The organism is Acidaminobacter sp. QWL-03 (genome assembly GCF_058683855.1).
The window spans coordinates 463,274-477,085 of sequence record NZ_CM178752.1 but is presented as its reverse complement, the minus strand read 5'-3'; the positions used below and the strand labels follow the sequence as shown (position 1 = coordinate 477,085).

General features: G+C 53.9%; 12 protein-coding genes and 1 riboswitch. Of the genes, 10 read left to right on the top strand and 2 right to left on the bottom strand.

The window, feature by feature from the left end; all coding sequences use genetic code 11:
* Positions 1-61: 61 nt before the first annotated feature.
* Both AC4PHM_RS02070 and ribD read right to left on the bottom strand, forming a co-directional pair.
* A complete protein-coding gene (locus AC4PHM_RS02070; protein ID WP_492019245.1) occupies positions 62-706 on the bottom strand; it encodes a riboflavin synthase in 645 nt (214 codons plus the stop codon).
* A 32-nt stretch (positions 707-738) separates the two neighbouring features.
* Entirely contained in the window at positions 739-1,842 is a 1,104-nt protein-coding gene (ribD, locus tag AC4PHM_RS02065; protein ID WP_492019244.1) for a bifunctional diaminohydroxyphosphoribosylaminopyrimidine deaminase/5-amino-6-(5-phosphoribosylamino)uracil reductase RibD, read from the bottom strand.
* A 170-nt stretch (positions 1,843-2,012) separates the two neighbouring features.
* Positions 2,013-2,130: riboswitch (FMN riboswitch) on the bottom strand.
* A 642-nt stretch (positions 2,131-2,772) separates the two neighbouring features.
* On the opposite strand from ribD, the gene aroF reads away from it, so the two are divergent.
* The 10 genes from aroF (at position 2,773) to AC4PHM_RS02015 (ending at position 13,718) form a co-directional block, all read left to right on the top strand.
* Positions 2,773-3,873, top strand: coding sequence for a 3-deoxy-7-phosphoheptulonate synthase (gene aroF / locus AC4PHM_RS02060; protein ID WP_492019243.1), 1,101 nt, complete (start codon positions 2,773-2,775; stop codon positions 3,871-3,873).
* On the top strand, positions 3,857-5,029 hold the full coding sequence (locus AC4PHM_RS02055) for a prephenate dehydrogenase/arogenate dehydrogenase family protein (RefSeq protein WP_492019242.1): 1,173 nt from the start codon (positions 3,857-3,859) through the stop codon (positions 5,027-5,029). The genes aroF and AC4PHM_RS02055 overlap by 17 nt, the downstream gene beginning before the upstream one ends.
* A gap of 368 nt (positions 5,030-5,397) precedes the next feature.
* Positions 5,398-6,660: a 3-phosphoshikimate 1-carboxyvinyltransferase gene (gene aroA / locus AC4PHM_RS02050; RefSeq protein ID WP_492019241.1), complete on the top strand. Its 1,263-nt coding sequence runs from the start codon at positions 5,398-5,400 to the stop codon at positions 6,658-6,660.
* A gap of 97 nt (positions 6,661-6,757) precedes the next feature.
* Positions 6,758-7,876: a bifunctional chorismate mutase/prephenate dehydratase gene (locus AC4PHM_RS02045; RefSeq protein ID WP_492019240.1), complete on the top strand. Its 1,119-nt coding sequence runs from the start codon at positions 6,758-6,760 to the stop codon at positions 7,874-7,876.
* Between the two features lie 130 nt (positions 7,877-8,006).
* Positions 8,007-8,828 carry a shikimate kinase gene (locus tag AC4PHM_RS02040; RefSeq protein WP_492019239.1) on the top strand — a complete coding sequence of 274 codons (822 nt, stop codon included), beginning with the start codon at positions 8,007-8,009 and terminating at the stop codon, positions 8,826-8,828.
* A 19-nt stretch (positions 8,829-8,847) separates the two neighbouring features.
* Entirely contained in the window at positions 8,848-9,618 is a 771-nt protein-coding gene (gene aroD / locus AC4PHM_RS02035; protein ID WP_492019238.1) for a type I 3-dehydroquinate dehydratase, read from the top strand.
* Positions 9,619-9,895: 277 nt separating this feature from the next.
* Positions 9,896-10,993: a spermidine/putrescine ABC transporter ATP-binding protein gene (potA, locus tag AC4PHM_RS02030; protein ID WP_492019237.1), complete on the top strand. Its 1,098-nt coding sequence runs from the start codon at positions 9,896-9,898 to the stop codon at positions 10,991-10,993.
* A complete protein-coding gene (locus tag AC4PHM_RS02025; protein ID WP_492019236.1) occupies positions 10,986-11,810 on the top strand; it encodes an ABC transporter permease in 825 nt (274 codons plus the stop codon). Before potA ends, AC4PHM_RS02025 begins: the two co-directional genes overlap by 8 nt.
* Before the next feature lie 56 nt (positions 11,811-11,866).
* A complete protein-coding gene (locus AC4PHM_RS02020; protein ID WP_492020442.1) occupies positions 11,867-12,613 on the top strand; it encodes an ABC transporter permease in 747 nt (248 codons plus the stop codon).
* A gap of 7 nt (positions 12,614-12,620) precedes the next feature.
* Positions 12,621-13,718 (top strand): ABC transporter substrate-binding protein, encoded by a 1,098-nt coding sequence (locus AC4PHM_RS02015; RefSeq protein ID WP_492019235.1) that lies wholly within the window; start codon positions 12,621-12,623, stop codon positions 13,716-13,718.
* Positions 13,719-13,812: the final 94 nt, after the last annotated feature.

Genomic DNA, 13,812 nt, shown 5'->3' with positions numbered 1-13,812 from the left:
AGACATTTTTTTGCCGATGGTCACTTAACTGCCACCATCGGCCAAAGCTTCTATAAAGATGCTAGGCAAATCCATTCTCTTTCAGAAAATCCATGGTCATTGGACTCTTCTTCTCCGGCGCGAACTGCAGCAGCCTTTCAACGTATTTACCCACCAGATCGCACTCAAGGTTCACCTCGTCGCCAACCCGCTTCCGCAGGAGGATTGTCTCATCCTTGGTCACCGGAATGATCGACACGCTGAACGCCACGCCCTCAAGCTGCGCCACCGTCAGGCTGGTGCCGTCCATGGCTATGGACCCCTTTTGAATGATGTAGCGCAGCAGCGCTTCAGGCGGCTCCACCGTCATCCAGGTGGCGTTGCCCTCCTGCCGCAGCGCCCGAATCACGCCCACACCGTCAATGTGCCCGGAGACCATATGCCCGCCGAAGCGGCCGTTTGCGCTCATGGCCCGCTCCAGGTTCACCGGGCTCCCCTTTTTCAGCGCACCAAGGTTCGAATATCGCAGCGTCTCCGGCATAACATCCGCCGTAAACGTGTCCTTCGTGAAGCGCACCACCGTCAGGCACACACCGTTGGTGCTGATGCTGTCCCCATTTCTCACGTCCCCGAGCACCTTTGACGCCCGCACGGTCAGCTGCGCTGCCGGCCCCGACCGTTCAATCCCTTCGACAACGCCTATCTCTTCAATGATGCCAGTAAACATCTTCCATTACCCCTTTTTGTTTTTGCCGATGGTCACTCAATCCACGCCTCCACCAGCAGGTCGTCACCCATTTCGACTGCCTTCATCCCTTTCAGGCGAACCGCACTCTCGAGAGCCTCTATACCGCTGCCGCCCACCGGGGTCGGTGCATTCTGCCCTCCCAGAATCTTGGGCGCTATAAACATCAGAACTTTGTCCACGATTTTGCTTTCCAGCGCTGAGGCATTCAGCGTCGCGCCACCTTCCAGAAGCAGACTGTCAATGCCCTGCTCGCCCAGGACAAACATGAGATAATCCAGATCGACTTTACCGTCTTTTTGAGGTGCAATGATCAGCTTCACATTGGGCATGGCCTGCAGCGCAGTGGCTTTGGCCGGGTCCGCGAGATCCGTTGTGGCGATCAGGGTTGGCGCCTCTGAGTCAAGATGAAGTATTTTCGCGTTCAGGGGGATCTTCAAGGTCGAGTCGACGACGACCCGCACCGGATCCCTGCCCTCGCTTTTTTCCAGCCGCGTGGTCAGCATAGGGTCATCCTTCAGCACCGTGCCAATGCCCACCATAATGCCCTTTAGTTCATGTCTCAGCTGATGAACGTAAGCCCTGGCGGCTTCCGACGTGATCCACTTGGATTCACCTGTGACCGTGGCAATTTTCCCATCCAGGGTCATGGCAGCCTTCATGACGCAGAAAGGCTTTTTAGTGGTGATGTATTTGATGAAGACTTCATTGAGGGCTTTGGCTTCGTTTTCCAGGAGTCCAACTTCGACCTCGATGCCCTGCTTCCTCAGCATTTGAATGCCTCTTCCGGCGACGAGGGGATTTGGATCCTCCATGGCAATGTAGACTTTAGTGAAACGGTTCTCAATGAGCTTTAAGGCACAAGGCGGCGTTTTGCCATAATGGGAGCACGGTTCCAAAGTGACATAAATCTCAGCGCCTTCTACCGACTCGGACGCATTCTCAATGGCGTTCACCTCGGCGTGAGGTCCGCCATAGTTCGCATGGTAGCCTTCACCAATGACCCGGCCCTCTTTAACGATGACCGCTCCTACCAAAGGATTTGGACTGGTCTTTCCTGAGCCGAGTTTAGCCAGTTCCAGCGCGCGCTGCATGTGTTGAATGTGATAGGCGTTCATCCATGGTCCCTCCTCTTCTGATGAAAGGAAATTGGGGTCGATAGGCGCTTGCCGCAGATACCAATTTCCTTCCTTTTTTTTAAAAATAAAAAACCCTGAAGCGTCGTTCTTCAGGGTTTGACCATACAGCTTTGATCCAGGGTGCGCAGAAAAAGCACCATAGATAAAAAACCAATCTTCTTCCATCCAGACTTTACTGTCGGTTCTGGAATTGCACCAGATCAACCGCGGGAGCGGCTCGTGGACTGTACCACCGGTCGGGAATTTCACCCTGCCCTGAAGATGTTATGAAATTACTATTATGATAATATGAATCCAGCGCCATGTCAAACCTTTATCTGGTTCGAATTTGATTTCACGAACATTAACAAGTCAGTGCGGGCACATTGTTCTTACATAAATACTTTATAAAATTTTATGGTACATTCCCCGCCTCATTTGCGAAAGCTTTGGCTTTTTTTCAGGAATTTTCTGAATTCGTGTTGACATCTGTTTCGTCAGGGTTTACACTGAGAAAAATTATTCAAAGGCGCGGCCGGTTTTTGCAAAGGCAAACGGACGCCTCAATCAATTCAAGGAATGGGTGGTTTGAGATGACACTGGTCCAACGTACGCTTAAACTGACAGCTGAATATTTTGGTTACTTTAGCTGGAGCTTTTACTTTTATGGCTTCGGCTTTTTGGCGTACGGCAAATCGGATAGAACCTCAAATTGCTTAAAGATCGGACTAAGGGCTGTGGCCTGATGTGCCGGCGAGTGACTTAGACCTGGATTGGACAGGGCGTCTCTTTAAGTAAAGAGGCGCTCTGTTTTTTTATACTCGAAAGGAGGTGGTGGCATGAGCGAGGATGGCTTTTATGGTTATTGGGGCTTAAACCTGACCATCGGCAAAAACAAAAAAACTTATAAAACCTTAGGAGGCCAATATTATGATTATCACGCTCAAAACGACCACCACTCACGAAGAATGCGAACACATTATGGACGTCATCCGGCAGTACGGATTAGAAGTTGAACTCGCACAGCGCGGCAATGACAGAGAGCTCCGACTCACAGGCGACATAAACCGCCTGGACTTCTCGGTGATCTCCTTCCACCCCCATGTCAAAGACATGAAGCGCATCAAATCGTCTTACAAGCTGGCCAGCAGGGAATTTCACCCGGAGGACACGGTGGTTGAGGTTGGCGGACTTCGCATAGGCGGCGGTGAATTGACCGTCATGGCCGGGCCCTGTTCCATTGAGAGCCGGGAACAGATTGATATCATTGCTGGCGCGGTTCGAAATGCTGGCACCGCGATCCTGAGAGGCGGCGCGTTCAAGCCCCGCACCTCCCCTTACAGCTTCCAGGGCCTTGGCGAACTGGGGCTTAAGCTGATGAAGGACGCAGGGGCGGCGAACGGCATGCCCATCGTCACCGAAGTTATGTGCACGGAGGAGTTTGATCTGGTCGAGGCTTACACGGACATTCTGCAGATTGGCGCCAGGAACATGCAGAACTTCTCCCTCCTGAAGCGTGCCGGGCGTTCTAAGAAGCCGGTGCTGCTCAAGCGCGGCATGTCGTCAACTATCGAGGACCTCCTCATGAGCGCGGAATACATATTGGCAAATGGCAATCCAAACGTGATTTTGTGCGAGCGCGGCATCCGGACCTTTGAGCCGCACATGCGCAACACTCTGGACCTGTCCGTGGTCACGGCCATCAAGACCCTGAGCCACCTTCCAATTATTGTGGATCCGAGCCACGCCACAGGGCGGCGTGACATGGTGGGGCCGCTGTCTAAGGCTGCTGTCGCAGTAGGTGCCGATGGTCTCATGATCGAAGTCCATCACGAGCCGGAAAAAGCCCTTTCCGACGGACCGCAGTCTCTCCGGCCGCGGGAGTTCGAAATCCTGATGCACCAGCTCAATCAGATTCACAATCTATGCAGACTGCAGGATCAGATCTACAATGAGAAGGAAGAAGTCAAGGAAGTCAAATTGATAAAACTTGAGGAAACGGTGGGGTTACGACATGCGAACATCGGATAGTGATGAGGTTCCGTTTTTTAATAGCATCAGCATTGTGGGCCTGGGGCTGATTGGCGGGTCTCTCGCCAAGGCGCTTCGTCTCAAAGGGTTTCTGGGGGAATTGAACGGTTTTGATCCGGATCCCCAGACCCTGGTCCAGGCGAGGCAGTCAGGCTTGTTTTCGACAGTGGCGGCTGCACCATCAAAGATCGGTGCCGACTTAGAAAACGCCGGCAATGCAACCTCCGAACTCATCGTCATAGCAGTCCCTCTGGGCAAAGTCAGGGAAGCCATGGTCAGTGCTTTGCCGCTGATCGGCTCCGGTACTGTGGTCATGGACGTGGGCAGCGTTAAAGGCACCGTTCACGAAACGGCTGTGGATATCCTGACCGGGACAGGCGCCATCTTCGTGGGCGGCCACCCTATGGCGGGCTCTGAAAAAGGCGGTTTCAATGCCGGATCGCCTATATTGTTTGAAAACGCTTACTTTTTCCTGACACCGGATACGCATTTTGAGGGTCTGGTTCGCGGGGTACAGCCGGTGGATCTGCTGAAGCAGATGATCTTGAAGCTGGGCGCACTTCCGGTGATTACCGAACCAAAGGCACACGACGCTCTAACGGCGCGACTCAGCCACCTGCCGCATCTCACCGCTTCTATCCTGGTTGAAGTCTTTGCCGCCTCCCTGCCGACGGATCAGCTGAAGTTCGCTGGCGGCGGATTCAGGGATACCACCCGGATCGCCATGGGTGATCCGGCGCTGTGGCGGGACATTTTCGTCCACAACCGCTCGGAAGTTATTTCGAGTATTGACACTTTGGTAGACGGTCTGATGCGGTTCAGGAAGAACCTGCAAGACGTCGAGGACCAAGCCATTGTTGACACGCTGGGCGAGGCTCAGCGCCTTCGCTCAGGACTTATCACAATCCGCCCGAGCGAAGAGGTGTCGCTTTATCCCCTCCGACTCGAACTCGAAGACCGGCCGGGGATCCTGGCAGAAGTCACCAAACTTCTTGCAGACCATCAGCTCGATATCAAGGACCTCGCCCTGGATCACTCGAGAGAAAATCAGCGCGGCGCCTTCACCCTCAGCTTTGCTTCAAATGCCGATCGCTTGACGGCTGCGTCGCTGCTTAAGGCGTCGGGGATAGGGATTGGGGTTGTCGATACAGACTAAGGCGCATGCCATATATTACAATTTCATGATCGTCCGCGAAGGCTAACAGACGTGCATCCGCGAAGGCTAACAGACGTGCATCCGCGAAGGCTAACAGACGTGCACAAACAGAGAGAATACCGAGCTGAAGAGAGCTTGCTCTCTGAAGTACGGGATTGTCGCTGTTTGTATAGGGCGCAGCCCGTGACTGAAGCGAAGCGGAGCGGAGCGAGGTGCACGTCAGGCAGCCGAAGGTGTACATTTCTCAACTAGGGCGCAGCGCAGCGGCACGCCTTGTATTACAATTTCATTACAGCACCAGGTCTCGAGTTCATCTCCGCACCTGACCCCAAACCAACCCCAAATTAACTCTCAAAGGAGCCCATCCCATGATCAGACGAATAGAACCTGCAAAACTAAGCGGCACCCTCAGGATCCCACCATCGAAAAGCCTCAGCCATCGCGCAGTCCTGGCAGCGGCACTGGCAGAGGGAGAAAGCGTCATTGAGAACCTCATCTTCTCCGAGGACATCATCGCTACCACAGAAGCGGTCAGAGCCCTGGGCGTCGAAGCCATCCAGGAGGGCGACAAGCTCACCATCCGCAGAAGCGGCACGCTGAAAGCGCCAACCGAGCCCCTCCACTGCAACGAGTCCGGTTCAACCCTCCGCTTCCTGATCCCATTTGCGGGCCTCTTCGACGCCCCGGTGGTCTTCACCGGCGAAGGCAAGCTGACCACCCGTCCACTGGATCCTTACTTCGACCTTTTCGACCGTCAAGGCATAAGCTACGACTACCCGGGACAGCTGCCTCTGACCGTTCACGGCAAACTGAAGGCTGGAACTTTCGAAATGCCGGGCCACATCAGCTCCCAGTTCGTCACCGGCCTCCTGTACGTCCTCCCGCTCCTGGACGGCGACTCCGAAATCATCCTGACCTCGCCCCTTGAGTCCAGAGACTACGTGACCCTCACTCTCCAAATCCTTAAAATCTTCGGGATCCAGGTCGAGACCGTCACACCGGAGCACTACAAAATCAAAGGCAATCAATCCTTCAAGCCCGCAAGCTACCGCGTGGAAGGCGACTACTCCCAGGCGGCCTTCTGGATCGCCGGTGGCCTCATGGGCGACGGCCTCATCCTGAAAGATCTCTCTGAACACTCCGAGCAGGGCGACCAGCGCATCCTCCAAATCGTCCGGGACATGGGCGGCAAACTGGAATGGAAGGACGGCGACCTGATCGTCCACCCTTCAAAAACTCATGGCGCTGTCATCGATGCCTCCCAGTGCCCTGACCTGGTCCCAATTTGCGCCACCCTGGCCGCGGTCAGCGCGGGCCAGACCCACGTCATCAACGCCGCTCGCGTTCGCCTGAAGGAATCCGACCGTCTCCTGGCCATCCGCACAGAGCTTAACAAGCTCGGTGCCAACATCACCGAAGAGCCGGAAGGCCTCATCATTGAAGGCGTTGAGGGCTTCACCGGCGGTCAGACTGAAGGCTGGAACGACCACCGCATCGTCATGAGCCTCGCCATAGCCTCCGCCAAAGCCAGCGGAATCATTGAAATCGAAGGCAGCGGTGCCGTCAAAAAATCCTACCCGCACTTCTTCGAAGATTTTGCCGGAATCGGCGGCAAAGTTTCAAAAGCCTAATAAAAAGCAAACAACCAAAAGCCAAAATCTCTGCCGATGGTACACAACGACCACCCAGCCACACACATACCGACAAGACTCGAAGGGAGCCATTTCCATGCACTTATTAGACAACTACCGAAATGAAATCGATCAGCTCGACGACAAACTGGTCGAGCTCCTGGAGCGCCGCATGACCATCGTTGAAGAAATTGGCAATATCAAAAAAGAAATAGGCATGCGCGTCTACGACCCCGAGCGGGAAAAAAAGCTCCTCGCTCGTCTCTCCTCACAAATCAAACACCCGGACCACCAAACGCGCATTCTCAGCATCATGAAAACCATCCTGGCTTCCAGCCGCGCCCTGCAGGACAGCCATCTCGAAGATGTCCTGCCACAGCACTTCCCACACAGCGAGCATCGCACCGCAGGCTACGCCGGCATCCCGGGCTCCTACGGCGAAACGGCAACCCTCAAATACTTCGGACACAACAAGGATTATCGTGCCTACGCAACCTTTCACGAGGTCTGTGACGCCGTCCTCTCCGGCGAGCTCGACTACGGCGTCCTTCCGGCGGAGAACTCCACTACAGGGGCCATCAACGAGGTCTACGACCTCATTAGAGAAAAAGACCTCTTTATTACAGGAGAAGTCCTCGTGCCAATTGTGCACCACCTGATCGGTCATAAAGGCGTTAAGATAGAAGACATACGCGAAGTCCGGTCCCACACCCAGGGCCTTGAGCAATGTACCTTGTTCCTCAACACCCTCAATATCAAACAAGTGCCTATGAAAAATACCGCGGTCAGCGTCCAGTACGTCGCCCAGCAGGACGACGTCAGTGTTGCCGCCATTGGCAGCGAGCGAGCCGCTCAGCTCTACGGCCTGGAGATTATAGGCAAGGCTATCCAAAACAGCGCTGTCAACACCACGCGCTTCGTGATCCTCACCAAAACCCCAGAGACCAGCCCTGAAGCCGACAGCACCTCCATGGTCCTCACCACCCGCCACGAGGCTGGATCCCTCTACGAAATCCTGGGCTACTTCGCCCAGGAAAAAATCAACCTCTTCCGCATTGAATCAAGACCCGTTCCCGATCGTCCTTGGGAATACTTCATCTATCTGGACGCAGAGGGCCGCGCGGATACTGACTCATTCCTGAATGCCATAGACGCCGCCAGAAAACACTGTCCTTATTTTAGATTCTTAGGTACTTATAAGCGGGGCGTCATTTAACCTCACATAGGAAATGGGTGTCAGACACCCCCTTCCTTCCAAAATTAAGTTACATCCAGACCACCGCCCAAAGCGTGTGGAAAAAGGTGTCTGACACCGCCTTCCACCTAAAACGAAAGGAGCTGTTTCTATGGACCGTCTTCAAGAGCTCAGAAACCAGGTCGACCACTGCGACCGCGCGCTGGCCACACTGCTCGAAGAACGTCTCAGCATTATTCTCGAGATCATGGAAGAAAAAAAATCCCTCGGCATGCCTATCTTTAGCCAAGACCGAGAGCGCGCCATCATACAAAACATTGGTCAATATGTCCACGACCCGTCTTTCCGCGAAGAGATCAAGACCATTCAGACTCATGTGCTCCGCAGCTGCCGGCGCATTCAGTCCCGCCTTCTCTTCCCTTACCACATCTCGCTGGTGGGCTTTATGGGGAGTGGGAAGACGACCATCGGCAAAGCGCTATCTAAAATGCTTGCCATGGACCAGATCGACGTGGACCAGGTCATTGAGACCCGGGCGCGCATGAAAATCAGCGACATCTTCGCCCAGTACGGCGAGCCATACTTCCGTGAGCTGGAATCGAAGACCGTGGAGGAGCTGAGCCAGCACCAGAACGTCATCATCCTGTGCGGCGGCGGTGGCGTCGTGCTGAACAAGGCCAACGTGGACAACCTAAGAAGCAACGGCATTGTCGTATGGTTGAAAGCCAGCCCGGAACAGATTTACAGCCGCATTGCCACCGACGACACCCGGCCGCTGCTCAAGGACAATATGTCCGTGGACAAGATTGGCACCCTGCTGGATCCGCGACTTTCCCTCTATGAATCCGCGGCGGATATTGCTATTATTACAGATAACAAGACCGAAGAGGAGATTTGCATGGAGATCGTCGACCGCTTGATGCAGCTGGAGATCGACCGGCCTCTGCCTCTTCGGGACGTCAGCAGTTTATAGCGCTTAGGAGGCAAACATTATGACAAAAGCACCCATCCAGATCAAGGATAAGCTCCTCGGCGGCGGCAGTCCGCTGATTACCATGCCTTTTGTGGGCAAAACCATTGAGGCGCTGGTGGAAGAGTGCCGCACCGCCCTTGAACACCAACCTGACCTGGTGGAATGGCGCGCGGATTATTATGAAGGGATCGATGACCCTCCATTAGCCCTTAAAGGCCTAAATGCTTTAGCCGATGGTCTCGGAGGCATCCCCCTCCTCTTTACCCTGCGCAGTGCCATGGAGGGCGGCGCGCAGGTCCTGACAGATGAGACGCGGCTTGCGGTCATTGAAGCAGTGGTTGCCACAGGGCTCGTCTCATTGGTAGACATCGAAGCCGCCAGCCCGCAAACCTTGATCGAGCCCGTGCGCGAGCTGACCCAAAGTGCTGGCGTCGCTTTGATTTTGTCCAGCCACGACTTCAAGTCCACGCCTGAGGTTGACGACATGGTGGCCCGCCTCGTTGAAGCACAGTCCCTTGGCGCTGATGTGGTGAAGCTGGCGGTCATGCCGCAGTCCCGTGAAGACGTCCTGAACCTCATGCTGGCCTCTGTGCGCTATAACGACCTGCCGGACGCCACCCACGCCGTCACCATCTCCATGAGCGGCGATGGCCTCATCAGCCGCCTCGCCGCCGGCTTCAGCCACTCCGTCATCACCTTCTGCGCCGGCAAAGGCGTCTCCGCTCCGGGCCAGGTTCCGGCGGACGACATGCGCGGTCCTATGATGTTGCTGGCGCAGCATTTGAAGTAGAGGACGACAAGGGATTTTGAAAAGGTTAGAGAAGGCCGGCTGGCCTTCTTTTTTTTGAAAGAAACTCGGGTTCGATAGGCGCCAGACGCAATAGGCGCCAGACGCAGACACCGAGTTTCCGCTTCAATTTACCCCAACTTTTTAGTATAATATTCTGCGTCTAGAAGTTTAGTGAAAGTAAACCCGGGTATTATTTTCAATGTCAGAAATGACGTTAATATGAAAATTGCTATTGAAAACGCCGCCAACAGGCCGGCTCGATTTGGGGGCATGCAAATTGGAAGACAAAATGATTCAGGTCAATCATCTCGTCAAAGTCTTCGGTGAAGACCGCGTTGTGGACGACATCAGCTTTCATGTGGATTCCAGGGAGTTTATGACCATCCTGGGACCCAGCGGCTGCGGCAAAACCACGACCCTCAGGATGATTGGCGGATTTGAAGCGCCCACCGAGGGCGACATTCTGTTTGAAGGCAAATCCATCACTCACGTGCCGCCTTATGAGCGGCCGGTTAATACTATTTTTCAGAGATACGCCCTCTTCACTCATCTCAATATCTTCGAAAACATAGCTTTCGGTCTCAGAATCAAGAAAACTGACGAGAGTGAGATCAAAAGGCGCGTCGCCCGAATGCTGGAGCTGGTTAACCTCAATGGTTTTGAAAAAAGAGCCGTCAGCTCCCTCAGTGGTGGTCAGCAGCAGAGGATTGCCATAGCCAGAGCCCTGGTCAACGAGCCTAAAGTGCTGCTCCTGGACGAACCCTTGGGTGCCCTGGACCTAAAACTCAGAAAAGAAATGCAAATTGAACTGAAATACATGCAGCAGGATCTTGGCATCACCTTCATCTACGTGACCCACGACCAGGAAGAAGCACTGACCATGTCCAACCGAATCATCGTCATGAACCACGGACGGATCCAGCAGATTGGCACACCCCAGGACATCTATAACGAACCGGCCAATGCTTTTGTGGCAGACTTCATAGGCGAGAGCAACCTGATCCCAGGGGTCATGAAAGAAGACTACTGGGTGGCGTTCGCCGGACGAACCTTCCCCTGCCTGGATGCAGGCTTTTCGCAAAACGAACCCGTGGACGTCGTCATCCGACCTGAAGACATTGATCTGGTCGCACCCGCAGAGGGCCTGCTCCGGGGCATAGTCGACTCCGCCCTCTTTAAAGGTGTCCACTACGAAATGGTGGTTCTGGTGGATGGGCGCGAATGGCTGGTCCATAGCACCGACCTGGCCCCTGAGGATTCGGAGGTAGGCCTTCGAATCACGCCGGATGACATTCACATCATGAAAAAAAGCGTTTCGCCAGTTCACGAAAGCACGCCATTCAAGGAAGCGGAGGAGGCTGACGTCTATGCTTAAACGGCTCAGTACAGCCCCATACCTCCTTTGGAGCTTTCTTCTGATCGTGGTTCCACTCGTCATGGTCCTGGGTTATAGCCTCATCAGGACGGGTGACCGTGGTCCCGAATTCTCCCTTGACGGCTTCATCAAATTCACGGATCCCCTCTACCTCAAGGTCCTGGGGCTATCCATCTGGATCGCGTTTCAGTCCACCATCCTCTGTCTCGTCATAGGTTACCCCCTAGCCATGATTATGGCAGGCCTGAAACCCAGTGCCCAAAGGACTGCTATGACTATGATCATCTTACCTATGTGGATGAATTTTCTGCTGAGAACCTACGCCTGGATCCCCATTCTTGGCCGGAACGGGCTGCTGAATGGGCTTCTGGCGACCATCGGCATCCCGCCCTTGAATCTGCTTTTCAATGAGGGGGCCGTGCTGCTGGGCATGGTGTACAACTTTCTGCCGTTCATGGTGCTGCCTATTTTCACGGTGCTGATCCGCATGGACCGCAGCGTCATTGAGGCGGCACAGGATCTGGGGGCGAACCGGCTTCACGTCTTCTGGCGGGTCACGCTGCCGCTGTCACTGCCGGGTGTGGTGTCCGGCGTCATGATGGTATTCATGCCGGCGGTCAGCACCTTTGTCATCTCCGACCTCCTGGGCGGTTCCCAGGTCAATCTGGTTGGGAACCTGATCAAGGACCAGTTCCTGAGCGTTTATGACTGGAACTTCGGTGCGTCCATCTCTGTGGTCCTGATGGCGTTGATCCTGGTCTCCATGTGGATTCTTGGAAAAACAGATAAAAATGGGAGCGGGGTGAGCTTCTTTTGAGCCGATGGTTACAAAAATCCTACCTCTTCCTCATTTTCACCTTCCTTTACGCGCCCATCGCGGTACTGATCGTGTTTTCCTTCAATGACTCCAAATCTACCTCCAACTGGTCGGGGTTCTCTCTGCGCTGGTACGCGGAATTATTCCAGGATGACAAGATTTTGAGCGCCTTGTACTACACCCTGGCAATCGCGCTGATCTCCTCCCTGATTTCTACAGTGATGGGCACTTTCGCGGCCTTCGGACTGAGCCAGATGCGGGGGCGGATTAAGGGCTTCGTGCTGGGCATCAACAACCTGCCCATCCTCAACCCGGACATTGTGACGGGGATCGCGCTGATGTCGCTGTTTGTGTTCACTGGGACACGGCTGGGCTTCCTGACAATGCTAATGGCCCACATCACCTTCAGCACGCCCTATGTCATTTTGTCGGTGCTGCCTAAGTTCAAGCAGCTCTCGAGTGAGATGCTGGACGCGGCTCTGGATCTGGGCGCGACACCATGGTATGCCTTTCGCAAGGTGATCCTGCCTGAGATCATGCCGGGAATTATTACAGGCTTTCTCATGGCCTTCACCTTGTCCATTGATGACTTCGTCATCAGCTTCTTCACCACCGGCGGCGGGGTCAGCAACCTGTCCATTGAGATTTACAGTATGGCCCGACGGGGCATCAAGCCGGAGATCAACGCGCTGTCGACATTGATGTTTGTGACGGTGCTGCTGCTGTTGTTTGTGATCAACCGAAGATCTGAAAAAGGGGCAGGCGTCGTCCTGCCAAAAACCGACACGCTGGAAAGGATGTGACACAGAAGTGAAATTGAACTTGACTGTGAATGCGAATGGAAAAGAAAAGTCTTGGATTGGAACGCGTGGGACATTGAAGGTGATTGGGCTGTTGATGGTGGTCCTGCTGCTTATGAGCGGCTGCGCAGGGTCCGAGCCTGCAGAAAAACTCTATGTCTACAACTGGGGTGACTATATTGACGAAACCGTGCTGGATGAATTTGAAACAGAATTCAATGTGGAGGTCATCTACGACACCTACGCCACCAACGAAGACCTCTACGTCAAGCTTAAACAAGGCGGGACGCCTTACGACATAGCTATTCCTTCGGACTACATGATTGAGAAAATGATCCGCGAAGATTTGGTGGAGCCAATTGATCTGACGCAAATACCAAACTTCTCCGCCATTGATGATCGCTTTAAAGATTTGGATTTCGATCCGGGCAATCAATTTTCCGTTCCTTATATGTGGGGCACCGTGGGGATTATCTACAACACCTCTATGATTGAGGAGGAAATTGACAGCTGGAATGCTCTTTGGGATCCTAAATATGAAAAGCAGATCCTGATGCTGGACAGCCAGCGGGATTCCATTGCGGTGGCGCTGAAAAAGCTGGGTTACTCCATCAATACGAAGAGCCTGGAGGAACTGGAGGCTGCAAAGGCTGCGCTGATTGAGCAGAAGCCGTTAGTTCTGGCTTATGCCGGCGACAATCTCAAGGATATGATGATTGGCGGCGAGGCGGCCATAGCCTTCTGCTGGTCCGGTGACGCGGTCTATATGATCTCAGAGAATGAAGATTTAGCCTACGTCATTCCTAAGGAAGGCAGCAATCTCTGGTTTGACAACATAGTCATACCAAAGGGCGCCCAGAATGTTGAAATGGCTCACAAGTTTATAGATTTCCTCAGCCGCCCTGAAATTGGGCAGAAAAACGCGGAGTATATTGGCTATTCCACGCCTAACAAAGAGACTTTAGCCCTTCTGGATCCAGAGATTTCCGGAGACAAAACCGCCTATCCGGACGATGCGGACTTAGCCAACCTCGAAGTGCTTCTGGATTTAGGGGATTTCATTGAGGCTTATAACAGGGTCTGGACGGAGGTTAAGTCGGCGCGATAAATGGACAAGGCCGGCGGAAAAGGAAAGTGAAATGGGTGAACCCGTTTCACTTTTGGTTGAAGAAGAATAGCGGGTGCCATGGTGAAGATCCCGT

Coding starts and splice junctions, on each gene's coding strand:
- aroA (WP_492019241.1), top strand. CDS start 5,398: ATGATCAGACGAATAGAACCTGCAAAACTAAGCGGCACCCTCAGGATC.
- aroD (WP_492019238.1), top strand. CDS start 8,848: ATGACAAAAGCACCCATCCAGATCAAGGATAAGCTCCTCGGCGGCGGC.
- AC4PHM_RS02070 (WP_492019245.1), bottom strand. CDS start 706: ATGTTTACTGGCATCATTGAAGAGATAGGCGTTGTCGAAGGGATTGAA.
- aroF (WP_492019243.1), top strand. CDS start 2,773: ATGATTATCACGCTCAAAACGACCACCACTCACGAAGAATGCGAACAC.
- AC4PHM_RS02045 (WP_492019240.1), top strand. CDS start 6,758: ATGCACTTATTAGACAACTACCGAAATGAAATCGATCAGCTCGACGAC.
- AC4PHM_RS02055 (WP_492019242.1), top strand. CDS start 3,857: ATGCGAACATCGGATAGTGATGAGGTTCCGTTTTTTAATAGCATCAGC.
- AC4PHM_RS02040 (WP_492019239.1), top strand. CDS start 8,007: ATGGACCGTCTTCAAGAGCTCAGAAACCAGGTCGACCACTGCGACCGC.
- ribD (WP_492019244.1), bottom strand. CDS start 1,842: ATGAACGCCTATCACATTCAACACATGCAGCGCGCGCTGGAACTGGCT.
- AC4PHM_RS02025 (WP_492019236.1), top strand. CDS start 10,986: ATGCTTAAACGGCTCAGTACAGCCCCATACCTCCTTTGGAGCTTTCTT.